General features: G+C 62.9%; 23 protein-coding genes and 1 pseudogene. 5 read left to right on the forward strand and 19 right to left on the reverse strand.

Annotated features, from left to right (window positions below):
* The coding region (locus tag EN932_RS06455) for an NAD-binding protein (protein WP_206618917.1) at positions 1-985 on the forward strand (985 nt) is incomplete at its 5' end.
* A gap of 70 nt (positions 986-1,055) precedes the next feature.
* On the opposite strand, the gene EN932_RS06460 is transcribed toward EN932_RS06455, so the two are convergent.
* Entirely contained in the window at positions 1,056-1,865 is an 810-nt protein-coding gene (locus EN932_RS06460) for a helix-turn-helix transcriptional regulator (RefSeq protein ID WP_127368521.1), read from the reverse strand.
* Positions 1,866-2,002: 137 nt separating this feature from the next.
* On the opposite strand from EN932_RS06460, the gene EN932_RS06465 reads away from it, so the two are divergent.
* Complete coding sequence (locus tag EN932_RS06465) at positions 2,003-2,923, forward strand: zinc-binding dehydrogenase (RefSeq protein WP_127368520.1); 921 nt, start codon at positions 2,003-2,005, stop codon at positions 2,921-2,923.
* Between the two features lie 13 nt (positions 2,924-2,936).
* Here EN932_RS06465 and EN932_RS06470 read toward each other — a convergent pair whose 3' ends face one another.
* The gene (locus EN932_RS06470; protein WP_013529556.1) at positions 2,937-3,689 is read right to left on the reverse strand and encodes an SDR family oxidoreductase; all 753 of its coding nucleotides are present in this window, start codon (positions 3,687-3,689) and stop codon (positions 2,937-2,939) included.
* 161 nt (positions 3,690-3,850) lie between these two features.
* Between EN932_RS06470 and EN932_RS06475 the strand changes: the two genes are divergently transcribed.
* Entirely contained in the window at positions 3,851-4,216 is a 366-nt protein-coding gene (locus EN932_RS06475; RefSeq protein WP_027161316.1) for a nuclear transport factor 2 family protein, read from the forward strand.
* Between the two features lie 9 nt (positions 4,217-4,225).
* Here EN932_RS06475 and EN932_RS06480 read toward each other — a convergent pair whose 3' ends face one another.
* From EN932_RS06480 to EN932_RS06510, 7 genes are all read right to left on the reverse strand, one after another.
* Positions 4,226-6,493 (reverse strand): transglycosylase domain-containing protein, encoded by a 2,268-nt coding sequence (locus EN932_RS06480; RefSeq protein WP_127368519.1) that lies wholly within the window; start codon positions 6,491-6,493, stop codon positions 4,226-4,228.
* 169 nt (positions 6,494-6,662) lie between these two features.
* Entirely contained in the window at positions 6,663-7,577 is a 915-nt protein-coding gene (locus EN932_RS06485; protein WP_127368518.1) for a hypothetical protein, read from the reverse strand.
* A gap of 18 nt (positions 7,578-7,595) precedes the next feature.
* Positions 7,596-7,742, reverse strand: coding sequence for a hypothetical protein (locus tag EN932_RS06490; protein WP_013529552.1), 147 nt, complete (start codon positions 7,740-7,742; stop codon positions 7,596-7,598).
* Positions 7,743-7,767: 25 nt separating this feature from the next.
* A complete protein-coding gene (locus EN932_RS06495) occupies positions 7,768-8,022 on the reverse strand; it encodes a GlsB/YeaQ/YmgE family stress response membrane protein (RefSeq protein ID WP_013529551.1) in 255 nt (84 codons plus the stop codon).
* 110 nt (positions 8,023-8,132) lie between these two features.
* Positions 8,133-8,336: a hypothetical protein gene (locus tag EN932_RS06500; protein WP_013529550.1), complete on the reverse strand. Its 204-nt coding sequence runs from the start codon at positions 8,334-8,336 to the stop codon at positions 8,133-8,135.
* A 100-nt stretch (positions 8,337-8,436) separates the two neighbouring features.
* A complete protein-coding gene (locus EN932_RS06505) occupies positions 8,437-9,057 on the reverse strand; it encodes a ribonuclease D (protein WP_013529549.1) in 621 nt (206 codons plus the stop codon).
* 124 nt (positions 9,058-9,181) lie between these two features.
* Complete coding sequence (locus tag EN932_RS06510; protein WP_013529548.1) at positions 9,182-10,567, reverse strand: M20/M25/M40 family metallo-hydrolase; 1,386 nt, start codon at positions 10,565-10,567, stop codon at positions 9,182-9,184.
* Positions 10,568-10,983: 416 nt separating this feature from the next.
* Between EN932_RS06510 and polA the strand changes: the two genes are divergently transcribed.
* Positions 10,984-13,935, forward strand: a complete 2,952-nt coding sequence (gene polA, locus EN932_RS06515) for a DNA polymerase I (protein ID WP_164753475.1) — start codon at positions 10,984-10,986, stop codon at positions 13,933-13,935.
* Between the two features lie 151 nt (positions 13,936-14,086).
* On the opposite strand, the gene EN932_RS06520 is transcribed toward polA, so the two are convergent.
* The 8 genes from EN932_RS06520 to EN932_RS06555 all read right to left on the reverse strand — a co-directional run bounded on the left by EN932_RS06520 (position 14,087) and on the right by EN932_RS06555 (position 22,053).
* A complete protein-coding gene (locus EN932_RS06520) occupies positions 14,087-14,491 on the reverse strand; it encodes a Fur family transcriptional regulator (protein WP_013529546.1) in 405 nt (134 codons plus the stop codon).
* Between the two features lie 193 nt (positions 14,492-14,684).
* Positions 14,685-15,731 (reverse strand): L-glyceraldehyde 3-phosphate reductase, encoded by a 1,047-nt coding sequence (gene mgrA / locus EN932_RS06525; RefSeq protein WP_013529545.1) that lies wholly within the window; start codon positions 15,729-15,731, stop codon positions 14,685-14,687.
* Positions 15,732-15,853: 122 nt separating this feature from the next.
* Positions 15,854-16,996: a Gfo/Idh/MocA family oxidoreductase gene (locus EN932_RS06530; protein ID WP_013529544.1), complete on the reverse strand. Its 1,143-nt coding sequence runs from the start codon at positions 16,994-16,996 to the stop codon at positions 15,854-15,856.
* Positions 16,997-17,007: 11 nt separating this feature from the next.
* Entirely contained in the window at positions 17,008-17,754 is a 747-nt protein-coding gene (locus EN932_RS06535) for a sugar phosphate isomerase/epimerase (protein ID WP_013529543.1), read from the reverse strand.
* A 53-nt stretch (positions 17,755-17,807) separates the two neighbouring features.
* On the reverse strand, positions 17,808-18,905 hold the full coding sequence (gene ugpC / locus EN932_RS06540) for a sn-glycerol-3-phosphate ABC transporter ATP-binding protein UgpC (protein ID WP_013529542.1): 1,098 nt from the start codon (positions 18,903-18,905) through the stop codon (positions 17,808-17,810).
* Positions 18,906-18,910: 5 nt separating this feature from the next.
* Positions 18,911-19,843 (reverse strand): carbohydrate ABC transporter permease, encoded by a 933-nt coding sequence (locus EN932_RS06545; protein ID WP_024504414.1) that lies wholly within the window; start codon positions 19,841-19,843, stop codon positions 18,911-18,913.
* 2 nt (positions 19,844-19,845) lie between these two features.
* A complete protein-coding gene (locus tag EN932_RS06550; RefSeq protein ID WP_024504415.1) occupies positions 19,846-20,733 on the reverse strand; it encodes a sugar ABC transporter permease in 888 nt (295 codons plus the stop codon).
* An 81-nt stretch (positions 20,734-20,814) separates the two neighbouring features.
* On the reverse strand, positions 20,815-22,053 hold the full coding sequence (locus EN932_RS06555) for an ABC transporter substrate-binding protein (RefSeq protein ID WP_013529539.1): 1,239 nt from the start codon (positions 22,051-22,053) through the stop codon (positions 20,815-20,817).
* A gap of 404 nt (positions 22,054-22,457) precedes the next feature.
* Between EN932_RS06555 and EN932_RS06560 the strand changes: the two genes are divergently transcribed.
* The gene (locus EN932_RS06560) at positions 22,458-23,513 is read left to right on the forward strand and encodes a LacI family DNA-binding transcriptional regulator (RefSeq protein WP_013529538.1); all 1,056 of its coding nucleotides are present in this window, start codon (positions 22,458-22,460) and stop codon (positions 23,511-23,513) included.
* Positions 23,514-23,530: 17 nt separating this feature from the next.
* On the opposite strand, the gene gndA is transcribed toward EN932_RS06560, so the two are convergent.
* Both gndA and EN932_RS06570 read right to left on the reverse strand, forming a co-directional pair.
* A complete protein-coding gene (gndA, locus tag EN932_RS06565) occupies positions 23,531-24,958 on the reverse strand; it encodes an NADP-dependent phosphogluconate dehydrogenase (protein WP_064995551.1) in 1,428 nt (475 codons plus the stop codon).
* Between the two features lie 148 nt (positions 24,959-25,106).
* A pseudogene (locus tag EN932_RS06570) lies at positions 25,107-25,414 on the reverse strand (copper resistance protein CopC); the annotation flags it as partial.

Consider the following 25,414-nt stretch of genomic DNA (forward strand, 5'->3'; position numbering starts at 1 on the left):
GATCATGAGCGAATCCGAACTCAGCCACCGCGCGGCGGAAGAATCGCTGCCGCTGCGCGATGCCTTCTCCGTGCTGTTCTTCGTCTCGGTCGGCATGCTGTTCGACCCGTTCAGCCTGATCAGCAATGGTTGGCCGATCCTGGCGACGCTCGCCATCATCGTCATCGGCAAATCACTGGCCGCGTTCGCCATCGTTGTTGCCTTCGGCTATCCCATCGCCACGGCGCTGATAATCTCGGCAAGCCTCGCCCAGATCGGCGAGTTCTCCTTCATCCTGGCTGAACTCGGCGTCGGGCTGAAGCTGCTGCCGGAACAGGGCCGCGACCTCATTCTGGCCGGTGCGATCCTGTCGATTGTCCTCAACCCGCTGATGTTCCTGGCCATCGACTGGATGAAGCCGTGGCTGGAACGGCGCGCCGCCAGGACGGCACCACCGGTCGAGGCAAAACCGGTTGGTCCGGCGACGGAGCCGGGCCAGGTGGCCTCTGTCGCGGCAGCGGCGAAAAAGGAGGACGGGCCGCCGCCAAAGACGGCACTCACCGGCCATGCCATCCTGATCGGCTACGGCCGTGTCGGTGGCCTGGTCGGCTCGGCCCTGAAAGGCGCGGCAATGCCCTTCCTGGTCATCGAGGACGCCGACAAGACGCTGGCGAAGCTGAAAGCGGACAGCGTCGAGACCGTCGCCGGCAATGCGGCCAATGCCGAAGTGTTCGCCGCCGCCAATCCCGAGGGCGCCAGCCGGCTGATCCTTGCGATCCCCAATGCCTTCGAAGCCGGCCAGATCGTGCTCCGCGCCCGCGCCGCCAATCCCGCTATCAACGTCATCGCCCGTGCCCATTCCGATGCCGAGGTCGAACATCTCAAGGGTTTGGGCGCCGATACGGTGATCATGGGCGAGCGCGAGATTGCGCGCGGGATTGTGGAAGAAGTTCTCGGTTCCAAACCGGGGTTGAGGCGCGAAACCGCCGAGCCGTCGGTGGCCTGAGTCCCAAAGCCCAAGCTGCACTCTCGCACGCTGGCAACGTGATCGGCTCGACCACCCTTTCAAGCGAGCATCACGCCACGAATGCAGAGCCGCCATTTTGCGCGATACCGCTGAGGTATTTGGCCGGCGGCTTCCCAAGCGCCTTCTTGAACATGGTGATGAAGGCCGTAACGGAACCATAGCCGAGATCGCCCGAGACCTGCTGGACACTCTTGCCGGAAGCCAGTTCCCGAATTGCAACGATCAAGTGCAATTGCTGGCGCCAGCGCCCGAAACTCAGCCCCGTCTCCTTTGCCACAAGGCGGGCGAGGCTGCTCTCGCTGAGCGCGATGCGGTTGGCCCATTCCGCCAGTGTGCTGCGGTCGGCAGGGTCTTGCGCCAACGCTTCGGCGATCCTGTTCAAGCGTGGGTCGGACGAGATCGGCAGGTGCAATTGCTGGACAGGCATGCGTGGCAATTCGGTGAGCAGCATCTTGGTCAAGAGTTCGCCCCTCGCCCCGTCATCCTCCACCCGATCGGAAAGCTCGATGATCAATTCGCGCAGCAGGGGCGAGATTGAAAGCGTGCAGCACCGCTCCGGCAGATCGGCGGCTCCCGGCTCTATGTAGACGAAGAAAATCCGGGCGTTGGCGGTTGCGACATTGCTGTGCTCCATGCCGCCGGGGATCCACACCCCGCAATGCGGCGGCACCATCCATAGACCGCTTGGAACGCGGCATGTGACGCCGCCGCCGAGTGCGAAGACGAGTTGGCCTTTGCGGTGCCGATGGGCGGGGACTTCCGCTCTGGTGTCGGGGATGTCGACGCGCACGGCAATCGCCGGCGCGGCAGGGTCATCCACATCGAGATCGAGCCAGGGGTAGCTGAGGGGTTGTCTCATGGTTGACTGTTATTAGCGATTAAACGCCATGATAGCTAAATTCTTTAACAGCGAAAGTCGATAAGCTCCGGCTCGTACTCAGCTTGCCGTGCTTTCCACAGCAAGCTGGCACCGACAAGCCAGCAACAAGGTATGCCATGCTCGCCCTGGTCATCTCTCCCGAAAGCGCGACCGGGTTGAGGCTCGCCGACATCGCCGAGCCTCAACCGGCTTCGAACGAAGCGCTTGTCTCTGTCCACGCAACTTCGTTGAACCGGGGCGAACTGCGCCTGCTTGCCATACGCCCCGAGGGCTGGACACCCGGCCAGGACATCGCGGGGATTGTCGAACGAAGAGCAGCCGATGGTTCCGGGCCAGCCGTCGGCGCCCGGGTTGTTGCTTTGGTCGACGAGGCCGGTTGGGCCGAACGCATCGCAGTCCCAATCGACCGTCTCGCCGTCCTGCCGGATGACGTCAGTTTCGTTTCCGCAGCCACGCTTCCTGTCGCCGGTACGACGGCACTAAGGACTCTACGCCATGGCGGCGACCTCGCCGGCCAGCAGGTGTTGATCACCGGTGCAAGCGGAGCGGTCGGCCGTTTTCAGATCCAGATCGCCCGCGAGCAAGGCGCCTCGGTGACGGCAATCGCCGCGGCCCGGCACGCCGACGATCTCCGCGGCCTCGGAGCCCGGCAGGTTGTCGAAGCGATCGATCTGGCCGAGGGGCCGTTCTCGCTGATCACCGAGTCGGTCGGCGGCCAAAGCCTCGCACGCGCGATCGAACGTATCGCACCTGGCGGGACCATCGTCATGTTCGGTTCGAGCAGCGGCGAGCTGACGCCCGTCGGATTCCGCCAGTTCATTCCGGATCATGAAGGGGCAAGGCTTCAGACTTTTGCGTACTACACGTCTGGTCCAGGCATTGGCGAGGACATCGCCTCACTGCTCGCTCTGGTCGCAGCCGGCCGGCTCGAAACGCGCGTGGCCTTGACGGCGCCGTGGACAGACGTCGCTCAAGCGCTGGACGCACTGCGCCAGCGCAGCTTCAGCGGCAAGGCTGTTCTCACCATAACAGGATGAGCATCCTGTTTTGTCACACGTGCTGGCCGCCATTGATGTGGATTTCCGAGCCAGTCACATACGACGCCTGCTGCGAGCACAGGAAAAAGATGATGTCGGCGACTTCGGCCGTGGTGCCAAGGCGCCTGAGAGGAATGGTCTCGACGATCTTGTCCGTGCCCGGCGACAGGATCGCGGTATCGATTTCGCCCGGCGCAATCGCGTTGACGCGGATGCCGTGCGGACCGAAATCATGCGCCATCTCGCGCGTCAGCGAGCCGAGTGCCGCCTTCGATGTCGCGTAGGCCGTGCCGGCGAAAGGATGCACGCGGGTTCCGGCGATCGAGGTTACGTTGACGATCGAGCCCTTGGCCGCCGCCAGTTCCTTGAACAGCCCGCGCGCCAGCATGATCGGCGCGAAGAAATTAACCTGGAACACGTCGCGCCAGACATGCATCGGCGTGTCGATCGAATTCATGCGGCTGTTGCCGTCCTTGAGCTTCGGCGAAATGCCGGCATTGTTGACCAGCGCATGCAACTGGCCGCCATGCGCTTCCAGCCGGTGGCGAATTTCGGAGACGGCGATGCCGACATCCTCCTGATCGGCGAGATCGACCTTGATGTGGTCTTCCGGCCCGGCCGGCCACGGGCAGTCCTCGGCGAAAGCCTGCCTGGAGCAGGTGATGACGCGCCAGCCCTCGCGCGAAAAACGCTTGACGGTGGCGTGGCCGATGCCGCGGCTGGCGCCGGTCAGCACGATGGTCTTTCGGGTGTCGAGCTCAGTCATTTCAGGTCTCCAGCCGGCAGATGTAGCCGAACGCCGCCGAGGTGGCGAGAGGCCGAAATGTCACCATTCACCTCAAAGGAGGAACCGGGAAGCCGGCTCGCCGTTGGTCCTTGAATGCGGAAAGGGTGCGGGGTTCTGAATCAATCTATCAGGACAAAGTCATGACACAGACAGCACCCCTCGACATCGCCACCGCCTTCACCAAAGCGTGGACAGGACACGACCTCGAAAAGGCAGCATCCTATGTCGCCGACGACGTCGTTTTTGATGGGCCGATGCAACAGTCGACTGGCAAGGCCCCCTACCTCGAGGGCCTGACCAAACTTTCACAGGATGTGACCGGTGTGCGCATGATCGCGGCCTTCGGAGACGACCACCAGGCGCTGCTAATGTATGACTTGATGACAGAGTCGTCCGGCGCGCTTTCCTGCGCCAAGCACCTCACCATCAGCGACGGCAAAATTCACAGCGACAAACTGACCTTTGACAGCAAGAAGCTGGGCAGCGCCAAACCAAAGGCGAATTAGCAGGTCTACTCAGCCGCCAAGGAGGTCGAGGATCGAGGTCTGCCGCTTCTTGCGCGGGCCGCCAACGTCGCCTGGCGGCACCGGGTGCTTGATCGACGCGGTGGCGCCGTCATCCCCCGGCATGGAAAGGCCATCGGCATCGACGGTTTGGGCGGGACGAGCCGCGCGGACCGGCGCTGGCGCTTGGGCAACCGGCGCTGCTGGCCGCGCCGGTGCCTGCTGACCGACCGACGTGGACGGAACCGGCGCCGTGTTGTTCGCCGAGGGTATCTCGTCGGGGACGATTGTGTCGGCCGGCGTCGACTTCCAGGTGCCGGGCAGCGGCCGCACCGGCACACCCTCGTGGGCCGCAACCATGAACTCGTGCCAGGCCTGCGCCGGCAGTGCGCCGCCGGTGACCTTCTTCATCGGGCTGCCATCATCATTGCCGAACCACACACCGGTGGTGAGATTGGCGGTGTAGCCGACGAACCAGGCGTCGCGCGAATTCTGACTGGTGCCGGTCTTGCCGGCCGATGGCCAGGCGAAAGCCGCTTTCCGGGCAGTGCCGATCTCAACCGTGCCCGTCATCATCGAGTTCATCATGCCGACGATCTCAGGCTTGACGACGCGCGGCGCGCTGCCGCCGCCGCTGTCGTAAAGCACTTTGCCCTCGGTGGTCGTCACGCGCCGGATGAAATGGATGTCGGGCTTGTAGCCGCCATTGGCAAAGGGGACATAGGCCGATGTCAACTCCAGCGGCGTCACTTCCGAAGTGCCGAGCGCGATCGAGGTGTTGGCTGTCAGGTCGGACTGGATGCCCATGCGGTGCGCCGCCTCGACAACCGCGTTCGGCCCAACCTCCATGGTCAGCTGCGCTGCCACCGAGTTCAGAGACTTGGCCAGCGCGGTGGCCAGCGTCACCTTGCCGAAATACTTGCCGCCGTAATTGTCGGGCGTCCAGTTGCCGATCTTGATCGGCGCATCGTTGCGGATGCTGTCGGGCGTGCGGCCGGCTTCAAGAGCGGCCATATAGACGAACGGCTTGAATGCCGAGCCCGGCTGGCGACGTGCCTCCGAAGCACGGTCGAACTGACTGGTCGAATAGTCGTAGCCGCCGACCATGGCGCGCACCGCACCGGAATCGTCGATCGACACCAGGGCGCCCTGGCTGACGTTGAGTTTCTTGCCGCTGTCGTCGATCAGCCTGCGGATCGATTGCTCGGCGAGCTTCTGCAGGTTCAGGTCGACGGTGCTGTCGATGACGATATCGCCGCGTACGTCGCCGATCAGGTCGGGCAGTTCCTCCATGATGGTATCGGCGACGTAATTCTCCGAGCCGGTCCAATAGGAAGGCGCACGCGTTGCCGGCGCGCTCATCGCCGAGGTCAGTTCCTTGGCGCTGATCTTGCCCTCGTCGCGCATGGCGGCAAGCACCAGCTGCGAGCGTTCCTCGGCGGCCTTCGGATCGCGTGCCGGGGACAGCCGCGACGGCGCCTTCAGCAGGCCGGCAAGCAATGCGGCTTCCGACAGGGTGACGTCGCGCGCGCTCTTGCCGAAATAGCGGCGCGAGGCCGCTTCGACGCCATAGGCGCCGGAGCCGAAATAGACCCGGTTCAGGTACATTTCGAGGATCTGGTCCTTGGTGTGCTTGTGCTCCAGCCATAGCGCCAGCAGCACTTCCTGCACCTTGCGCTCCAGCGTGCGGTCGGGTGTCAGGAACAGGTTCTTGGCCAATTGCTGGGTCAGCGTCGAGCCACCCTGCGAGAAATGCCCGCCAAGCACATTGGTGACCATGGCGCGGGAAAGCCCGATCGGGTCGATGCCGAAATGCGAGTAGAAGCGCCGATCTTCGATGGCGATGACGGCTTCCGGGATATAGGGCGACATTTCGTGCAGGCCGACCGCCTCGCCGCCGCTCATGCCGCGATTGGCGAGCAATTGGCCATCTGCCGAGACGATCTTGATGTTGGGGGCGCGGTCGGGAATCGACCAGGTCGTCGCCGCCGGCATCTTGGCGCCGTAGTAGATGACGATGCCGGCCACGGCGATGCCGCCCCAGATGGCGAGCACGAAGCACCAGTAGAACAGCCGGCCGAGCACGCCGAACAGGCCGCGCCGGCTTCTGCCGCGCTTGACCCGCGACGATTTCCCTTTGGCCGGCTTGCGTTTTGCGGAGGCTTTGCGATTGCTCGGCACGACGCGATCCTCCTCGTTCACCGAAAGACCCGCCGAGGACCGCGCCTGCGGCGGCCCCTCGAAACTGGGTTCGATGCGACTGTCTCTGCGGTTCGCCATGCGCTGTGCTTGATGTCCCCGATGCCTATGGCGTTCGGGTTGAAGAGTAGATGCGGCGATTTAAGGGCGGGTTAAGTCGTGTTCGAATGCCGGCCTTGGGGTTGGGCAGCCAAAAAGGCCAGCGTCTGCTCTTTGCAGGTTACTGACACCACGCTGTTCGCTGTCTCGTTCAGATGGGCTCGAACTTCACATCCGGCTGGTCGGGACCGCCGGCTTGCCGCAACAGCGCGACAATGTGTTCGCCCCTGTCAACCGGCTGTCGCCTCCAGTTCGAGGCGTTCGTGACGTGCAGCCAGCCATCGACCATCATGAAAAAATCCTCGGATTGATCATGTCCGGCGCCGAAGCGAAGCGATTTGTTTTCAGCGGATCGAATCAGCGCCGGATCGATCGACCTGTAGAGCACAGGCCAGTTGCCGCCGCCGGAATCCATATGAAACTTGTAGCTCGGGGCGAAATCCAGCCGTCGCCGCAACAGGCTTCCGTCGAAAAAACAGAAGCCGGGCCACAGGAACCAGCCGCCTGGCGTCGGCGTGTCGCGCCGCACGCTGCCGTAGAGGCTTTTGCCCTCCATCCGGGCGCGGATCGAAAACGGTTCAGTCGGAAAGATGTCATGATCGATGAAGCCGAACAGCTTCGGCCCGAACCTGGGCAAGAAATTCCGCACGATCCAGTTGAGCGCTTGACCGTGCGATCTGCTGACGACCAGTCTGTTCTTCGGCAATGCGACATAGGGGACATGCTGGCGACGGCAGAGATCGCGGATTGCTTTCCTTGCCTCGCCCTTGTTGCTGTTGTCGAAAACGATGTAGCTTTCGTGCTCGGCCAGGTATCGGCGTACCAGGTGGATCTGCCATTCGATCATTTCGGGCCGGTTGAAGGCCACGGTGGCGACGACCGCATCGCGGAATACCTGCTCTTGCCCCTGCAATTCGCTGACCGGTGCGGATGTCCTCAGAAAGCGAAACACCCGCCAACGATAGCGCAGCAGCGCCTCGCGCCTTGGCGGCCTGTTCAGCCTCTCCCATTCCGCCACGGTGATTCCAGGCTGATCGACGTCTTCCGGGGCGTCAGAAGCAACCATGTCGCGCCCCCGCATAGCTTAGTTCTGCTGGATCGAAATGCCCTTGTCGTCGATCTTGAGCTCGACGCCCTTGGGTTTGGTCTGCTCGCGATAGACATAGATGCCGAGCGCGATGACCACGACGACGAGCGCGCCGATGACGAGATAGAGCGTATTCTGTTTCATGGCGCGCTCTTTGCGTTGTCGAGCCTCAGGCTCGTTTCAGAACCTTGACCAGCACCAGCAGGATGATGGCGCCGATCGTGGCATGGATGATCGCGGCGAGAGTGCCGCCGCCGATGGAAAAGCCGATCCGCGGAAACAGCCAGCCGGCGATGAACGCACCGACGATGCCCACGATGATGTTGCCGATCAGGCCGAAGCCGAAGCCGGAAACGATGAGACCGGCGAGCCAGCCGGCGATGGCACCGATGATGATGAAGACGAGCAGGCTTTCGACACCCATAGCGATTTCCTCCGAGCAAGAGGGCGACCGCGGACCGGAAAGCCCCGAATCGGCCTCGATATCAACGGCTTCAGGCTATTCGAAAGCAGCCGGCCTCACCAGCGGCGCGCTCATTGATCGTCGTCGTCGCTTGCGGCAGGGCGCCAGCTGGTCGGCTCGACCTTCTTTTGCGTGTGACTGTCGATATAGACCCACCAGCCGTCGTCGCGATATTGCGCGATGGATTCGTTGATGACGCCGTCGCTGTCCTTCCAGGTCACGGAGACCTTGGAGCCGTCTGTCGGCGCGGTCGCAATCGGCTTTCTGTCCGCCATGTCATTATCCCCAATTGCACCGACAAACTGAGCCGACAGAACGCGACGGCCTGTATCCGGTTCCAAACGGTCACCGGCCCGCGGAGCGCGCCCACGGCCCTCAGCTATGGGCGAAGATATCCTCTTCGTCCCAGCCCATCAGGTCAAGCTTGGCACGCGTCGGCAGGAAGCGGAAGCAGGCATCGGCCTCCTTGGTCCGCCCATCGCGCGCCAGCCGTCCGGCCAGCACATCGCGCAACCGGTGCAGATAGAGCACGTCGGAAGCCGCATATTCGAGCTGTTCGGGCGACAGCGTCTCGGCCGCCCAGTCCGACGATTGCTGCGCCTTGGACAGCCCGACGCCGAGAAGCTCGAAGCAGATGTCCTTGAGCCCGTGGCGGTCGGTATAGGTGCGGGTCAGCCGCGAGGCGATCTTGGTGCAGAACACCGGCTCCGGCATGACGCCGAACGCATTGTAGAGAACGGCAAGATCGAAGCGGCCGTAGTGGAACAGCTTGGTTACGCCGCGGTTCCTCAGCAGGCTGACGAGGTTCGGCGCCTTCTTCTGGCCGGGCGCGATCTGGATGACGTCGGCGCTGCCGTCGCCAGGCGAAATCTGCACCACGCACAGCCGGTCGCGATGCGGATTGAGCCCGAGCGTTTCGGTGTCGATGGCCACTGCCCCGACATTGTAGTGCGAGAGGTCGGGCAGGTCGTTTTTATGGAAACGGATATCGGCCATTATCTTCTCCGGTCGAGCCCTATAGTGTCCCCTGACCCGCAGGGGATGCTGCAGCGCTTTATCTTGTGGCCCGTCCTCGCCGCGATCGGCTGAAAAATCAACAGGAAAACAGGGGTGCCGCTGCTCAGCGCGTCAAGGCATCGAGAATCCGCGCCCAGGAGCGCTGGCCCTTGTGGAAGGAGCTGAGCTCGTATTTCTCGTTGGGCGAGTGGATGCGGTCGTCGTCGAGGCCGAACCCGACCAGCAGCGATTCCATGCCGAGATAGGTCTGGAAATCGCCGACAACCGGAATGGAGCCGCCGCTGCCCGTCGTTACCGCCGGCTTCGGCCATTCGTCGGACAGCGCATTCTTGGCCTTGGCCAGGAAGGGCGAGTCGTAGGAAAGCTGGATTGCCGGCGAGCCGCCATGCGGATGGAATTCGACGGAACAGTCGGCCGGAATGCGCTCCTTGACGAACTTCTGGAACGCGGCCCGGATTTTTTTCGGGTCCTGCTTGTGGACGAGGCGAAACGAGACCTTCGCCGAGGCTTCGGCCGCGATCACCGTCTTGAAGCCCTTGCCGGTATAGCCGCCGATGATGCCGTTGAATTCGGCCGTCGGCCGCGCCCAGGTCAATTCCAGCACGGAGCGGCCCTTTTCGCCCGACGGGATCGACAGGCCGACCGGTCCCAGGAACGTCTCGGCAGTCTCGCCGAGCGTCTCCCATGATTTCAGGATCTGCGACGGCGTTTCCTCGACGCCATCATAGAAGCCGGGAATGGTGATGTGGCCGTCCTTGTCGTGGATATCGGCCAGCACCCTGGCCAGGATGCGGATCGGGTTGGCGGCGGCACCACCATAGAGGCCCGAATGCAGGTCGCGGTCGGCGGCCTTCACCGTGATCTCCTCACCCACCAGCCCGCGCAATCCGACGCAGATCGACGGCGTGTCGCGATCCCACATGCCGGTATCGCAGACCAGCGCGAAATCGGCCTTGAGTTCGCCGGCATTGGCCTCGAGGAACGGCTTCAGCGAAGGCGAACCGGATTCCTCCTCGCCCTCGAACAGGATGGTGATGCGGCAAGGCAGATTGCCATGCACCTGTTTCCAGGCGCGGCAAGCCTCGACGAAGGTCATCAACTGGCCCTTGTCGTCGGCCGACCCCCGACCGACGATCACCTTGTGGTCCGGCCCGACCTCCTTGACAGCAGGCGCGAACGGATCGCTTTCCCACAATTCGATCGGGTCGACCGGCTGAACGTCATAATGGCCGTAAAACAGCACATGCGGCGAACCGGCCGGGCCGTCATGGTGCGCAACCACCATCGGGTGGCCGGGCGTGTCGCGAACGCTGGCGTCGAAGCCGATCAGCTCGAGTTCGGCCACCAGCCATTCCGCCGCCTTGCGGCAGTCGGCGGCATAGGCTGGATCGGTGGAGATGGACTTGATCCTGAGCAAGCCGAACAGGCGCTCGAGGCTCTGGTCGAGATTCTTGTCGAGACGGTCGAGGACGGGGGAAACTGCGGACATATGTGAAGCCTTTCGATTCAGAACCGGAACCGTAAAGGCATGACGGGAAAACGAAAAGCCCGCGATCATTGGACCACGGGCTGCAAACGTCTCTGCGAGGCAAAAAAAGACCGCCGTGGTGGAGGGGGAACCACGGCGGCCTTCTACTCGAAACGATGCGGCAGCCCGGAGAGGGGGGATAGGCTGCCGCAGGTGTCCGGGATAGGCGGGGGACGGGCCTTGCTCCGGACTCGGCGAAAACTGCCGATGACGTGTATTTGGGTCTCTGAACGTGGCGATTCAAGGGCACGAAAATTACAGTTTTGTAACATGGCCGTGAGCAGGGTGACGGCGATCTGTCAGGGTGTTGCCGGAACCGATAGTCGAGGCTGCCTTTGGCATGGACCAAGCCGCCGCGCCGCGCTATCCCTGCCGGCATGAAAAAAGGCGATCATCTCTTCCTTGTCGACGGCTCCGGCTACATCTTCCGTGCCTATCACGCGCTGCCGCCGCTGACCCGCAAATCCGACGGCCTGCCGGTCGGCGCCGTTTCCGGCTTCTGCAACATGCTGTGGAAGCTGATGCTCGACGCCCGCAATACCGATGTAGGCATCGTGCCGACGCATTTCGCCGTCATTTTCGACTATTCGTCAAAAACCTTCCGCAACGACCTCTACCCCGAATACAAGGCCAACCGCTCGGCACCGCCGGAAGATTTGATCCCGCAATTCGGCCTGATCCGCCAGGCGACCAGGGCGTTCAACCTGCCCTGCGTCGAGATCGAAGGCTACGAGGCTGACGATCTGATCGCCACCTATGCGAGGCTCGCCTGCGAAGCCGGCGGCGATACCACCATCATCTCCTCCGATAAGGATTTGATGCAACTGGTTGGCGATACGGTCGCCATGTACGACCCGATGAAGGACCGCCAGATCGGCATTCCGGAGGTCATCGAGAAATGGGGCGTGCCGCCGGAGAAGATGGTCGACCTGCAGGCGCTGACCGGCGATTCGGTCGACAATGTGCCTGGTGTGCCCGGCATCGGGCCGAAGACGGCGGCGCAACTGCTCGAACAGTTCGGTGACCTAGACACGCTGCTGGCCCGGGCCGGCGAGATCAAACAGGACAAGCGCCGGGAATCGATCATCGCCAACGCCGACAAGGCGCGCATTTCTCGTCAGCTGGTGACGCTGATGAACGATGTGCCGGTGACCGAGGGTCTGGAGGATTTCGTCCTGCACGCGCCCGACGGCCCGAAGCTGATCGGTTTCCTCAAGACCATGGAATTCACCTCGCTGACCCGCCGTGTCGCGGAAGCGACCAGCACCGAGGCCGGCGACGTCCAGGCCGTCGCGGTCACCGTCGAACGCGCCGATCATGCCCATGGCCCAGACGTTGGCGCCGGTTTGCCGCCGGTTGCCCGAAACGCGCCTGGCACTGAACCGGACGAAGCCGGCGGGACGGCGGAGACGTCAAAACAAGGCGATACCCCCTCCCTGCTCGCGGCACTAAGGCTGGAGCGCGCGGCCACCGGCAAGATCGACATTTCGGCCTATCACTGCATCCGCGATATCTCGACCCTGAAAGCCTGGGTCGCCGAGGCACGGGAGGCTGGCATCGCCGCCTTCGACGTCAGGGCGACATCCGCCGATCCGATGCAGGCGGAACTGATCGGCATGGCCATCGCCACGGCTCCCGGACGCGCCGCCTACATTCCCTTCGCCCATATGAGCGGCAATGGCGACCTGCTCGGTGGTGGCGCGCTCGAAAACCAGATTCCGCTGCGCGAGGCGCTGGCGGTGCTGAAACCGCTGCTCGAAGACAGATCGGTTCTCAAGATCGCGCAGAACCTGAAATACGATCTTGTCATCATGAGCCGCTACGGCGTCGATGTCGCACCGTTCGACGACACGATGCTGATCTCCTACGTGCTCGATGCCGGTACGCCCCATGGTCACGGCATGGATGCGCTTGCCGAAAAGTGGCTCGGTCATACCCCTCTTCAGCTCAAGGACGTGACCGGCTCGGGCAAAAGCTCGGTCGGTTTCGATCAGGTCGACATCGACAAGGCGACGGCTCATGCCGCCGAAGACGCCGATGTGACGCTGCGGCTCTGGCTGGTGCTGAAACCGCGGCTTGCCGCCAAGGGCCTGGTGTCTGTCTATGAGCGGCTGGAGCGGCCGCTGGTGCCGGTGCTGGCGCGCATGGAACAGCGCGGCATCTCGGTCGACAGGCAGATCCTATCGCGGCTCTCCGGCGAATTGGCGCAGGGCGCCGCTCGCCTCGAAGAGGAAATCTACCAGCTCATCGGCGAACGCATCAACATCGGTTCGCCAAAGCAGCTCGGCGACATCCTGTTCGGGCGCATGGGCCTGCCCGGCGGTTCCAAGACCAAGACCGGCCAGTGGTCGACGTCGGCGCAGCTTCTCGAAGATCTCGCCGCCGAAGGTCACGAACTGCCGCGCAAGATCGTCGACTGGCGCCAGCTGACCAAGCTGAAATCGACCTATACCGATGCGCTGCCCGGCTTCATCCATCCCGACACCAAGCGCGTCCACACCTCCTACGCATTGGCCGCGACGACGACGGGACGCCTGTCGTCCTCCGACCCGAACCTGCAGAACATTCCGGTGCGCACCGCCGAAGGCCGCAAGATCAGGACCGCCTTCATCACCGACAAGAGCCATCGGCTGGTCTCGGCCGACTACAGCCAGATCGAATTGCGGGTGCTCGCCCATGTCGCCGAGATCCCGCAACTGCGGCAGGCTTTCGCCGACGGCGCCGACATCCACGCCATCACCGCGTCGGAGATGTTCAACGTGCCGGTCGAAGGCATGCCCTCGGAGGTTCGCCGCCGCGCCAAGGCGATCAATTTCGGCATCATCTACGGCATTTCGGCCTTCGGTCTCGCCAACCAGTTGTCGATCCCGCGCGAGGAAGCCGGCAACTACATCAAGAAATATTTCGAGCGCTTCCCCGGCATCCGCGATTACATCGAGGAGACCAAGGCTTATGCCCGCGAGCATGGCTTTGTCGAAACGATCTTCGGCCGCCGCATCCATTACCCCGACATCCGCTCCTCGAACCCGTCCCTGCGCGCTTTCAACGAGCGAGCCTCGATCAACGCCCGCCTGCAAGGCACCGCCGCCGACATCATCCGCCGTGCCATGATCCGCATGGAGGAGGCGCTGGAAAGAGCAGGGCTTTCGGCACGCATGCTGCTGCAGGTGCATGACGAACTGATCTTCGAGACCGTCGAGGCGGAAGTCGAGGCGACGATCCCGGTCGTGCGTCATGTCATGGAAAACGCGGCGATGCCGGCGGTCTCGATGTCGGTGCCGCTGCATGTCGACGCGCGCGCCGCCAACAATTGGGACGAGGCGCATTAGCACCAACGCAAGGTGTGTTGAGATTCAGATCAGGCCGAGTCGAAAATGGTGGATTCCGGGAGCCGGAGCGGAGCGTACTTTTCGTACGTGAGCACCGGAAGCGCAGGAAGCCGCCATTTGCAGGCCGGCATCATCTGAATATCAACTCACCTCAAGCCGCCTCAGCCAAACACTTGGCACATGTCCCGCGAAACTCGATCACCGCCTTCTTGGCGGCGAAGCCGGTGGAGCGCACCCATTCGTCCAAGCTGTGGCCGACATCGTGGTCGGACATCTCGGTGACCTGCCCGCATGTGTCGCAAATGGCGAAGGCAGTCATCGAATGGCTGTGGTCATGCGGCTCGGCGCAGGCGACGAAGGAATTGATGCTTTCAAGCCGATGCACGAAACCTGACTTCACCAGCGTGTCGAGCGCGCGATAGACCTGAAGCGGTGCGCGAAAACCGCGCTCGCGCAATTGGTCGAGCAAGGTGTAGGCACTGAGCGGTCCGCTGGCGGTCTCGAGTTTCTCGAGCACGCACAGCTGGTTTTTCGTCAGCACATCCCTTGCCGCCATGATCCTGTTTCCAACTCGCCTTGCGTCGCTTGCGCCGCGCACAAACGATCCATGTCCCCCCAGATAGCGACGAACAGGCATTTTTGCTACTGTTTCCAGCATTCTGCCCGCAAGGCGGCCGAGAACATCGATCGGAGCGGGGCAACAGGCAGGTTGCCCGCCGTTTTTCGCTTTGCCGGCTTATCGAGCGGACCTATTTCCTCGGCGGGCCTTTGCGCTCGGCAGAAGCCGCCCACAGATTGATGTCGGATTCGCGCGCGTAGGTGTCGATCTCGGCGAGTTCGGCATCGCTGAAGTCGAGCGCCTTGAGCGCGCCGACGCAGTCCTCGACCTGCTCCGGCCGGCTGGCGCCGATCAGTGCCGAGGTCACCCTCCCCTTGCGCAGCACCCAGGCCAGCGCCATCTGCGCCAGCGTCTGTCCGCGCCTGCCGGCGATGGCGTCGAGCGCCTTGATGTTGGCGATGGTCTTGTCGTTGATGAAGGCTGTCTTCAGCGACTTGCCCTGCGACGCACGGCTGCCGTCCGGAATGCCGCCGAGATACTTGTCCGTCAGCATGCCTTGCGCCAGCGGCGAGAACACGATGGAGCCAACGCCGAGCCCTTCGAGCGTGTCGAGCAAGCCGTCTTCCTCCACCCAGCGGTTCAGCATCGAATAGCTCGGCTGGTGGATGACGCAAGGCGTGCCAAGCTGCTTCAAGATATCGGCCGCCTCGCGCGTGCGCTGCGAATTGTAGGACGAGATGCCGGCATAGAGCGCCTTGCCCGAGCGCACGGCATGGTCGAGCGCACCCATCGTTTCTTCCAGCGGCGTGTCGGGATCGAAACGGTGCGAATAGAAGATATCGACATAGTCGAGCCCCATCCGCTTGAGGCTCTGGTCGAGGCTGGCCAGAATGTATTTGCGCCCACCCCATTCGCCGTAGGGCCCGGCCCACATCTGGTAGCCGGCCTTGGTCGAGATGATCAATTCGTCGCGGTAGGCAGCGAAGTCGGTGCGCAGGATCTCACCGAAGGCGGTTTCGGCAGAACCGGGCGGCGGACCGTAATTGTTGGCGAGGTCGAAATGCGTGATGCCGAGGTCGAAGGCCTTGCGCGCGATCGCCTGCTTGGTCTTATGCGGCGTGTCGTTGCCGAAATTGTGCCACAGGCCCAGCGAGATCGCCGGCAGCTTCAGGCCGGAGCGGCCACAGCGGTTGTAGACCATTTTCTCGTAACGGTTTTCGGCGGGCGTGTAGGGCATCGGAAAATCCTCGAATGGAAACGAGCCGGTCGGCTGCATTCGTCACAACGCGGCGAGTTGGCTCTGCCCCCCACCCTTACCCTCTCTCCGTCGAAACGGGGAGAGGGTTGAGGTGTGCTGCCCTATTTCTTCTTCGCCAAAAGCGCCTTGGCTTCCTTGACGCCAAGTGCGGCCGGCCGTTCGCAGGTGGTCTGCATGGCGACGAACTTGCCGGTTTCGCCGGAACGCAGCAGGCCGGTCATCACGTCGACGGCGTGCAGCGCCAGCTCCATCGAACAGCGGTGCGGCCGGCCTTCCGCGATCGCCACCGCCATATCGGCAAGGCCTGACGTGCGGTAGTTGGCCATCATGCCTTGCGAATGCATCTCGTTGGGCACGCCGAACGGATGCGGCCAGTTCGGCAGCTTCTTGACCGGTTTGGCCGCGACGGTGAAGCGAACGTCACCACCGAAGAAGTTCGGGTCCGGCACAAACACCGTACCCGCCTCGCCATAAAGCTCCATCGGCGCGTGGCCGTGGGCCCAGACGTCCCAGCTGGTGTTGAGCGTGATAACGGCGCCGTTCTCGAACTCCAGCAGGCCATGGATGGTCGTCGGTGTGTTGACCGGTATCTTTTCACCCGCGCGCGGCTTTGAACTGATCGTGCGCTCCTTGGCTGGCGTCGTGGCGAAGGCCGCGACCTGCTTCACCGGCCCGATCAGCTGGATCAGATTGGTGATGTAATATGGTCCGATGTCGAGCACCGGCCCCGCGCCTGGCTGGAAAAAGAAATCCGGATTGGGGTGCCAGTGCTCCATGCCGTGACCCATGACATGGCAGGTACCGCTCGTGACCTTGCCAAGCTTGCCGGTGTCGATCAGGTTGCGTACCAGCTGGTGCGCGCCGCCGAGGAAAGTGTCTGGCGCCGAGCCGATGCGCAGACCCTTTTTCTCCGCCCGCTTCTTAAGGTCGAGCCCTTCCTTGACCGACAGCACGAACGGCTTTTCCGAATAGACGTGCTTGCCGGCGTCGAGGATCTGCTTTGACACCTCATAGTGCACCGCCGGGATGGTCAGATTGACGATGATGTCGATGTCGTCGGCCTTGAGCAGGTCTTCGACGGTTTCGGCGCGCAGCTTGAACTCCTTCGCCCGCGCCTTGGCCGCCTCCATGTTGATGTCGGCGCAGGCACGCATCTCGATACCGCGGAACAGCGGCGCCAGCGAAAAATACGCCTTCGAGATGTTGCCGCAGCCGATCACGCCGATGCCAAGTTTCTTTGCCATGCTGATTGCTCCTAATAGGTTTTGGCGGCTGCGATGGAGCGGCGGGCGAAACGCTCGATGTCGTTGGGGTTGTCCTGTTCCATGACGTAGTATTGGGCAGCACTCCTGGCACGCAACACCTTGATCAGGCCGGCCCAGTCGATGGTGCCATGGCCGACATCCGACCAGCCATCCTCATCCAGCCCCTCGCCGGGCTTGGCCATGTCCTTGACGTGGACGGCGCTGATGCGCTTGCCGTGTTTCTCGATCCACGGCAGCGGATCATCGCCGCCGCGCACCACCCAGGCAACGTCCATCTCCCAGCTGACATCGGGCGCGGATGACAGGATGTGGTCCTGCGGCACCGATCCGTCGGCAAGTTTCTTGAACTCGAAATCATGATTGTGCCAGGCAAAGCCGTAGCCGGCCTTTTTCGCGGCATCACCGACCTTGGCCAGGCGTTCGCCGAAACCACGCCAGCCGGCCACGTCGGATGGCCGCTGGTCGGGCATCAGGAAAGGGCAGATGAGCAGCGTGATACCGAGTGCGTCGGCGGTTTTGCGCACGCCGTCAAAATCGTTCTCGAGCGCGTCGATCGAGAAATGCCCAGTCGGCATGGCAAGCCCGTTCCTGTCGAGCTCGGCACGGAATGCCTTGGGATCATCATAGACGCCGCCGAAACCTTCGACCTGGGCGTAGCCGAGCTTGCCGAGCATGGCGAGCACACCGTCCCAGGGTTGGAAATTGCGGGCGCTGTAAAGTTGGAATGACCAATTCATCGTCTCTGTCCGTTTTGCTTGGGGATCGTCGTTGGAAGGTTGGTTCTCGGAAGCTAGATGCGTGTGCCGGTTGCGGTGTCGAAAAGCGAGGCGCGCATCGGATCGAATCCAAGCGTCACCGCCTCGTCGTTCTTGGGCGTGCGTTCCGAGGTCACTCGGACGCTGAAATTCTGCTGGGCAAGCTTCAGCCAGACCAGCGTGTCGGAGCCCATGGGTTCGACCACCTCGACATTGGCGGCCATCGAGAACGGCCAGCCGGTGCCGCTGTTCAGGCTGACATGCTCGGGCCTGATACCGAATGTGACGGGGCCGGGAGCCGGAGGCTTGGCAAAGTCGTAAGTGCCGAGCGGGATCTTGATATCCCCGGCCGCGAACCGCCAGCCGCCGTCGGCGTCTTCCAGGTGGCCATCGACGAAGTTCATTGCGGGCGAACCGAGAAAGCCGGCGACGAAACGGTTGACCGGACGGTTGTAGATGGTCTGCGGCGCATCGAGCTGCTGGATGACGCCGCCCTTCATCACCGCGATGCGGTCGGCCAGCGTCATCGCCTCGATCTGGTCGTGGGTGACGTAGATCATGGTGTTCTGCAGCTTGCGATGCAGCAGTTTGATCTCGACGCGCAGTTCGGCGCGCAGCTTGGCATCGAGATTGGACAGCGGCTCGTCGAACAGGAACACGTCGACATCGCGCACCAGCGCCCGTCCGATGGCGACGCGCTGGCGCTGGCCGCCGGAAAGTGCGGCCGGCTTACGCTGCAGCAGCGGCTCGATCTGCAGGATTTCAGCCGCCCGCGCGATCCGCTTGGCGATCTCTTCTTTTGGCGTGCCGGCGACACGCAGCCCGAAGGACAGGTTCTTCTCCACCGTCATTTGCGGATAGAGCGCATAGGACTGGAACACCATGCCGATGCCGCGGTCCTTGGGCTCTTCCCAGGTGACGTTCTTGCCCTTGATGAAGATGCGGCCTTCGGAAACGTCGAGCAGGCCGGCAATGCAATTGAGCAAGGTCGACTTGCCGCAGCCGGACGGCCCGAGCAGCACGATGAACTCGCCATCGGCGACATCCAGATTGAGCGTCTCCAGGACGGTCACCGCGCCGAAATTCAGCGACAGGTCCTGGATCGAAACGCTGGTATCGTTGGCTGCCGTCATCGCCATCACCCCTTCACCGCGCCGGCGGCGATGCCGCGTACGAAAAGCTTGCCGGAGATGAAGTAGACGATGAGCGGCACAAGCCCGGTCAGGATGGTTGCGGCCATATTGACGTTGTACTCCTTCACGCCTTGCACCGAATTGACGATGTTGTTGAGCTGCACCGTCATCGGATAGGTGTCGGGGCGGGTGTAGACGACGCCGAACAGGAAGTCGTTCCAGATGCCGGTCACCTGCAGGATGATGGCAACGACGAAGATCGGCAGCGACATCGGCAGCATGATGCGCAGGAAGATGCCCCAGAAGCCGGCACCGTCGACACGTGCCGCCCGGAACAGCTCCTCCGGCATCGAGGAGAAATAATTGCGGAACAGCAGCGTCAGGATCGGCATGCCGAAAATGGAATGGACGATCACCAGCCCGCTGAGGCTGCCATAGAGGCCGATCTCGCGCAGGATGATGACGATCGGATAGATCATCACCTGGTAGGGAATGAAGGCGCCGACGATCAGGATGATGAAGAACGTATCGGCGCCCTTGAAGCGCCAATTGGCCAGTGCATAACCGTTCACCGAGGCGATGGCGATCGACAGCAGCACTGACGGCACGGTGATGCGCACCGAATTCCAGAAGCCGCGCGAAAGTCCGTCGCAGTTAAGGCCGGTGCAGGCAGTCGACCACGCCTTGACCCACGGTTCGAAAGTGATCTCGAGCGGCGGTGAGAAGATGTTGCCGAGCCGGATCTCCGGCATGCCCTTGAGCGAGGTGACGACCATGACGTAGAGCGGCAAGAGGTAGTAGACCGCCATGACGAACAATGTGCCGTATAGGAAGACGTTGCGGCGCGAAATCACGCGGCGCGGCTTCGGGCCGTAGGGATCGGTGATGCCCTGGCGCGCGCCGGCGGCGGTGCTCGCTTGAGCGGTGATGTCTGCCATGCTCATTTGCGCCGCCCGAACTCGAGATAGGCCCAGGGCACGATGACGATCACCACCGAGAGCAGCATCATGGTCGAGGCAGCAAAGCCCTGGCCGAGGTTCTGGGCGAAGAACATATAGTCGTAGACGTATTTGGCCGGCACTTCGGAGGCGATGCCCGGGCCGCCGCTGGTCTGGGCCACGACGAGGTCATAGACCTTGACGATGCCGGCAGCGATGATGACGAGCGTGGTGATGAAGACCGGCCGCATCATCGGGATGACGATGAACAGATAGGTCTTCCACATCGGGATCCCATCCACCCGCGCCGCCTTCCAGATGTCCTCGTCAATGCCGCGCAGGCCGGCCAGCATCAGGCACATGATGAGCCCTGTGCCTTGCCACAGCGCCGCGATCGATATGCCGTAGATGACGATGCTGGAATTGTAGAGCGGGTCGAAGCTGAAGCTCGTCCAGCCTAAGTCACGGACCACATGCTGGATGCCGAAATCCGGATTGAGCAGCCACTGCCAGACCAGGCCGGTGACGATGAAGGAGAGCGCGAAAGGATAGAGGAAGATGGTGCGCAACGTGTCCTCGAAGCGGATCTTCTGATCGAGCAGTGCTGCAAGCAGGAAGCCGATGACCAGCGAGAACACCAGCGAGATCGCGCCGTAGATCAGCAGGTTTTCGATCGAGATCAGCCAGCGCGGCGTCGCCCACAACCGGTAGTATTGGTCGAGCCCGACGAAATTCAGCCGCGGCAAGAGCTTCGAATTGGTGAAGGAATAGAGCACCGTCCAAACGGTGCCGCCGACGAAAACCACCATGGCGGTGAGGATCATCGGGATCGAGGCGACCTTCGCATTGAGGTTGCGGAACAGAAGGTTGGGGCGTTCGCTCTTGCTCATCTCGTCAGCCGGCTGGGTAAGGGCGGTGCATTCCCGGCCCTGCATTCGCAAGGCCGGGAGCGAGGTGGGTTGCCGCCAGCGTCAGTCCGCCGAAGCGATGAGGTCGGCGAAGCGCTTCTGTGCGTCTTCGACGGTCAATTCCGGCTTGGCGAAGAATTCGGCGAAAAGGTCTTCCTTCTGCTTCTGGGTGTCCTGTGAAAGCAGTTGGTCCGTCCATGGAATGACGGCGCCCTTGGCGAGGATGGCGAGGCCTTTCTTCATGCAGTCGTTCGCCGCGTTGAGATCGACGTCGCCGCGCACCGGCAGGGAACCCTTCTTCAGATTGAAGGCAACCTGCGTCTTGGGATCGAGCAGCGTCTCGGCCAGCACCTCCTGCGCCTTGCTCTTGTCGGCATCCTTGAGCAGCGGGAAGTAGAAGGCGTCGCCGCCCGTGGCTATGACCTCGTTCAGCCCAAGGCCCGGCAGGCAGGTATAATCTTTGCCGGCGGTCTTGCCGGCAACCTGGAACTCGCCCTGTGCCCAGTCGCCCATGATCTGGCCACCCGCCTTGCCGGTGATGACCAGGTTGGTCGCCTGGTTCCAGTCCTGCACATTGGTGTTCTTCGCCATCTTGCGGGCATCGTCCGCGGCCTTGAAGACCTTGGCGACTTCGGGCCCGGCGGCAAACTTGGCATCCTTGTCCTTGTAGACCTTGAGGAACGTGTCCGTGCCGCCCACAGCCGCAAGCAGCACGTCGAAGGCACCGGAGGATTGCCAGGCTTGCCCGCCGACGGCGAGCGGGATGATGCCGGCCTTCTCCAGTGCCGGCGCTGCCGCCACGAATTCATTCCAGTCCTTCGGCAACGGCACGCCGGCCTTCGCGAAGGCTTCGTTGGACAGCCACAGCCACTGCCAGGAATGGATGTTGACGGGCACGCAATAGATCTTGCCGTCGATGGTGCAGCCGTCGAGCAGGCTCTTCGGCCGCACGACATCAGTCCACTTGCCCTTGGTGGCGACGTCGGTGAGGTCGCGCATCAGGCCGGCCTGCACCAGCTCTTCCGCCTGCCGGCCATGGTTGAACTGCGTGGCGCCCATCGGATCGCCACCGGTGATGCGGCTGATCATGATCGGCCGCGCCGTGCCGCCGGAGCCGGCAATGGCGCCGTCCACCCAGTGGTTGCCGGTCGCATCGAATGCCTTGGCAAGTTCCGCAACCGCCGCGGCCTCGCCGCCTGAAGTCCACCAATGGGTGACTTCCAGGTCCGTCGCGGCCGCCTGGCCGGCAAATTGCAGTGCAGCCGTCGCCGCCAGGGCAGCGGTCAAAAATCTGTATCGCATTTCGGCTCCTCCCAGAATCTGAAACGTTACAGATTTTCGATACGGCAATTGCGCGGGCTGTGCAACCCATCAACGAAGCGCCCTCGATATTTTTTCGGGCCGCGAACAAATCCGCCTGAATGATCGCGCTTCTCATGCACTGCAGCATGGTTTGCTGCGGCGCAAACACCGAAATGCCGCCTGATACGGGCAAAAGGCGGCGGCAGGGGCGATTTCTCCTGGAATCCCAATGCGTTTCGCAAAAAGAACCATCCACCTCGTGACGAGGACATACATCTCGATACTGGCAATCTGTAACGTTTCAGTATATTGACGCTTTGCCGGGGCTGGGACGCATATCGTATCGCTATGGCGGCGATTGCCGACATGGCCCGCGGCTGCTATGCGCCTGACGGGCGGGACGAATGGACAGACAGCGTACGGACAAGAACGGGGAGAACTCGGCACAGGGACGGCCGACGTTGAAGACGCTTGCCTTCATGACCGGGCTCGGCGTCACCACCGTGTCACGCGCCTTGAAGGATGCCCCGGAAATCGGCGCCGAAACCAGGCGCCGCGTCCAACTCGTCGCCAAGCAGATCGGCTACCGGCCGAACCGCGCCGGCGTGCGTCTGCGCACCGGCAGGACCAATGTCATCAGCCTCGTGCTCAACACCGACCGCGAGATCATGAGCTTCGTCTCGGACATCATCTACGGTGTTTCGGAAGTGCTCGCCGAAACGCCCTATCACCTGATCGTCACGCCTTATTCCCGCTCGCAGGATCCGATGGAGCCGATCCGCTATCTCGTCGAGACCGGCTCGGCCGATGGCGTCATCATCTCGCGCACCCAACCGAACGATCCACGCGCCCGCTACATGCTCGAGCACGGCATGCCCTTTGCCACGCATGGCCGCACCGACATGGGCCTGGTCCACCCCTACCATGACTTCGACAACCATGTATTCGCGATGGAAGCCGTGCGCCGCCTGGCGAGCATGGGCAGGCGCAAGCTGGCGCTTCTGTCGCCGCCACCCGGGCTGACCTATTATGGCCACACGCTGAACGGCTTTGCCGATGCGCTGAGCGAGGTCGGCGCCAGCGAAATTCCGTTCAACACCGTTTCCATCGATCACACGATCGAGCAGATCAGGACCAGGACCGCGCAGGTGATGCGCCGCGAGAACAGGCCGGACGGCTTCGTCAGCAGCGCTGCCGCCGCGACACTGGCTATCGTCGCCGGCATTGAAGATGCCGGCCTCAAGCTTGGCCGCGACGTCGATGTCGTGTCCAAGCAGTCGTCGGACCTGTTGCACCTGTTCCGGCCGGAATTGCTCGTCGTCAACGAGAACTTCCGCCTGGCCGGCTCCGATCTCGCCCGCTCCGTGCTCGGCTGGATCGGCGGCGCCGCACCCGGATCGTTGCAGCGCCTGGTCGCCACCAGCGAGGTTCAGGCGTTCAGCCCGCCGGTTTCCGTTTAGGCTCTTGGGCCGGCTTGTCAGCCAGCCGCACCGCTTCCCCACGGCCCATGGAACGCGCCTTTGTCGTCGATACGCTCGAAGCCGTGCGCGCCGAAGAAGTCGCGTTGCGCCTGGATCAGGTTCGAGGTGCCGCGGCCCTGGCGATAGCTGTCGAAATAGGCAAGTGCGGAAGACAGCGCCGGAACCGGCGAGCCGGCCTCCGAAGCCCTCGCCACGATGCGGCGCAGCGACGGATGCGCTCCCTGCATCAGCGAGATGAAGGCCGGCGCCATCAGAAGGTTGGTCGAGGCGCCGCCCTTGCTGAAGGCTTCCGCCATGGTGTCGAGCATCTGCGAGCGGATGATGCAGCCGGCGCGCCAGATCCTGGCGATGGTCGGCATCGGCAGGTTCCAGTTGAATTCCTTCGACGCGCCGCTCATCACCGCAAAACCTTGGGCGTAGGCGGCGATCTTGCCGGCGAACAGCGCCAGTTCCAGATCTTTCAGCAAGGCGTCCTTGTCACCGGAAATCTTCGTCACGCCGATGTTGCCATAGGCCTTTTCCGCCGCCAGCCGCTCGTCCTTGATCGACGACAGAACGCGCGCCGCCACCGCCGCCTCGATCGCGGTGGCCGGGATGCCGAGCTGCTGCGCCTCGATGACCGACCATTTGCCGGTGCCCTTCTGGCCGGCGCGGTCGAGGATGATGTCGACCACCGGTTTGCCGGTCTTCGGATCGTCGGCCGCCAGCACCTTGGCGGTGATCTCGATCAGGTAGGAGTTGAGCCGGCCCTTGTTCCAGTCGGCAAACACCGTGCCGATCTCTTTCGGACCCATGCCCAGGCCGTCGCGCAGGATGCCGTAGATCTCCGCGATCATCTGCATGTCGGCATATTCGATGCCGTTGTGGATGGTCTTGACGAAATGTCCGGCGCCGTCGGTGCCGAGCCATGCCGCGCAGGGTTCGTCCTTGAATTTGGCGGAGATCGCCGTCAGCACCTTCTCGACGCGCTTCCATGAGTCCTCCGTGCCGCCGACCATGATCGACGGCCCGTGGCGTGCCCCCTCCTCGCCGCCGGACACGCCCATGCCGATGAAGGTGAGACCCGAACCGGAAAGCTCGGAGAAGCGCCGCATCGTGTCGCGGAAATTGGCGTTGCCGGCATCGATGACGATGTCGTTGGCCGACAGCACGCCACGCAGTGCCGCGATCTGTTCGTCGACCGGCTTGCCGGCCAGCACCATGATGATGATCGGGCGCGGCGGCCGGATCGCGGCGGCGAGCTCTTCAAGGCTGTAGCAGGGCACGACCATGTCCCTGAGTGCGCCGGCATTCTCGACAAAGGCATCGGTGCGCGCCCTGGTGCGGTTGAAGACAGCGATGCGGTGCCCGTGCTCGGCGATGTTGAGCGCCAGGTTGGAGCCCATCGTGCCAAGGCCGATCAGGCCGATTTCGGCTTTTTCCATCGTTTCTTCCCTGCTCTCGGATCGTTTGTTGAGACCGCGATTTTGCGGGCGATGATTGACGGGCCTTGACGCCTGCGTCAACCGCCTCGCCGAATTGTGTTGCCCGGATTGTCGGTCGTGCCCGTCTAGAGGTACCTGGCAGTCCCGCCTACGGCCTGATGTCGACGGGCGCCTCGATCTTCACCATCTGAAAATCCGAGACCAGTATGTCGATGCGCACCGTCCACCGACCGGGCACCGGAATGACGAGGTTGTCGACGCGCCAGCTGCCGTCGCCGGGCTTGGTCGCCGTGCGCTTCAAGGGTTCGATGCCGGAATCGGGCTTTGACAGCACAAGCGTTACCTCCTTGGCGTCGAGCGGGCCGAAATCGCCGCTCATGATGACCATCGAGGCAACGACCGGGCCGGCATGGCCGGGAGTGAAGTTGAGATCGGCCATCGCTTGCAGCGCAACCG

It is taken from the genome of Mesorhizobium sp. M7A.F.Ca.US.002.01.1.1, assembly GCF_004022955.1.
Lineage (GTDB): Bacteria > Pseudomonadota > Alphaproteobacteria > Rhizobiales > Rhizobiaceae > Mesorhizobium > Mesorhizobium ciceri.

Bases quoted from the DNA above. Each gene is read 5' to 3' on its own strand.
- EN932_RS06510 (WP_013529548.1), bottom strand. From the start codon at position 10,567: ATGTCCGCAGTTTCCCCCGTCCTCGACCGTCTCGACAAGAATCTCGAC.
- mgrA (WP_013529545.1), bottom strand. From the start codon at position 15,731: ATGCCCTACACGCCCGCCGAAAACCGTTACGAGAAAATGGTCTACAAC.
- EN932_RS06485 (WP_127368518.1), bottom strand. From the start codon at position 7,577: ATGGTTGCTTCTGACGCCCCGGAAGACGTCGATCAGCCTGGAATCACC.
- ugpC (WP_013529542.1), bottom strand. From the start codon at position 18,905: ATGACGGCAGCCAACGATACCAGCGTTTCGATCCAGGACCTGTCGCTG.
- EN932_RS06460 (WP_127368521.1), bottom strand. From the start codon at position 1,865: ATGAGACAACCCCTCAGCTACCCCTGGCTCGATCTCGATGTGGATGAC.
- gndA (WP_064995551.1), bottom strand. From the start codon at position 24,958: ATGGAAAAAGCCGAAATCGGCCTGATCGGCCTTGGCACGATGGGCTCC.
- EN932_RS06520 (WP_013529546.1), bottom strand. From the start codon at position 14,491: ATGGCGGCAAGGGATGTGCTGACGAAAAACCAGCTGTGCGTGCTCGAG.
- EN932_RS06505 (WP_013529549.1), bottom strand. From the start codon at position 9,057: ATGGCCGATATCCGTTTCCATAAAAACGACCTGCCCGACCTCTCGCAC.
- polA (WP_164753475.1), top strand. From the start codon at position 10,984: ATGAAAAAAGGCGATCATCTCTTCCTTGTCGACGGCTCCGGCTACATC.
- EN932_RS06470 (WP_013529556.1), bottom strand. From the start codon at position 3,689: ATGACTGAGCTCGACACCCGAAAGACCATCGTGCTGACCGGCGCCAGC.
- EN932_RS06480 (WP_127368519.1), bottom strand. From the start codon at position 6,493: ATGGCGAACCGCAGAGACAGTCGCATCGAACCCAGTTTCGAGGGGCCG.
- EN932_RS06475 (WP_027161316.1), top strand. From the start codon at position 3,851: ATGACACAGACAGCACCCCTCGACATCGCCACCGCCTTCACCAAAGCG.
- EN932_RS06545 (WP_024504414.1), bottom strand. From the start codon at position 19,843: ATGGCAGACATCACCGCTCAAGCGAGCACCGCCGCCGGCGCGCGCCAG.
- EN932_RS06555 (WP_013529539.1), bottom strand. From the start codon at position 22,053: ATGCGATACAGATTTTTGACCGCTGCCCTGGCGGCGACGGCTGCACTG.
- EN932_RS06535 (WP_013529543.1), bottom strand. From the start codon at position 17,754: ATGAATTGGTCATTCCAACTTTACAGCGCCCGCAATTTCCAACCCTGG.
- EN932_RS06465 (WP_127368520.1), top strand. From the start codon at position 2,003: ATGCTCGCCCTGGTCATCTCTCCCGAAAGCGCGACCGGGTTGAGGCTC.
- EN932_RS06500 (WP_013529550.1), bottom strand. From the start codon at position 8,336: ATGGCGGACAGAAAGCCGATTGCGACCGCGCCGACAGACGGCTCCAAG.
- EN932_RS06550 (WP_024504415.1), bottom strand. From the start codon at position 20,733: ATGAGCAAGAGCGAACGCCCCAACCTTCTGTTCCGCAACCTCAATGCG.
- EN932_RS06490 (WP_013529552.1), bottom strand. From the start codon at position 7,742: ATGAAACAGAATACGCTCTATCTCGTCATCGGCGCGCTCGTCGTCGTG.
- EN932_RS06560 (WP_013529538.1), top strand. From the start codon at position 22,458: ATGGACAGACAGCGTACGGACAAGAACGGGGAGAACTCGGCACAGGGA.
- EN932_RS06495 (WP_013529551.1), bottom strand. From the start codon at position 8,022: ATGGGTGTCGAAAGCCTGCTCGTCTTCATCATCATCGGTGCCATCGCC.
- EN932_RS06530 (WP_013529544.1), bottom strand. From the start codon at position 16,996: ATGGCAAAGAAACTTGGCATCGGCGTGATCGGCTGCGGCAACATCTCG.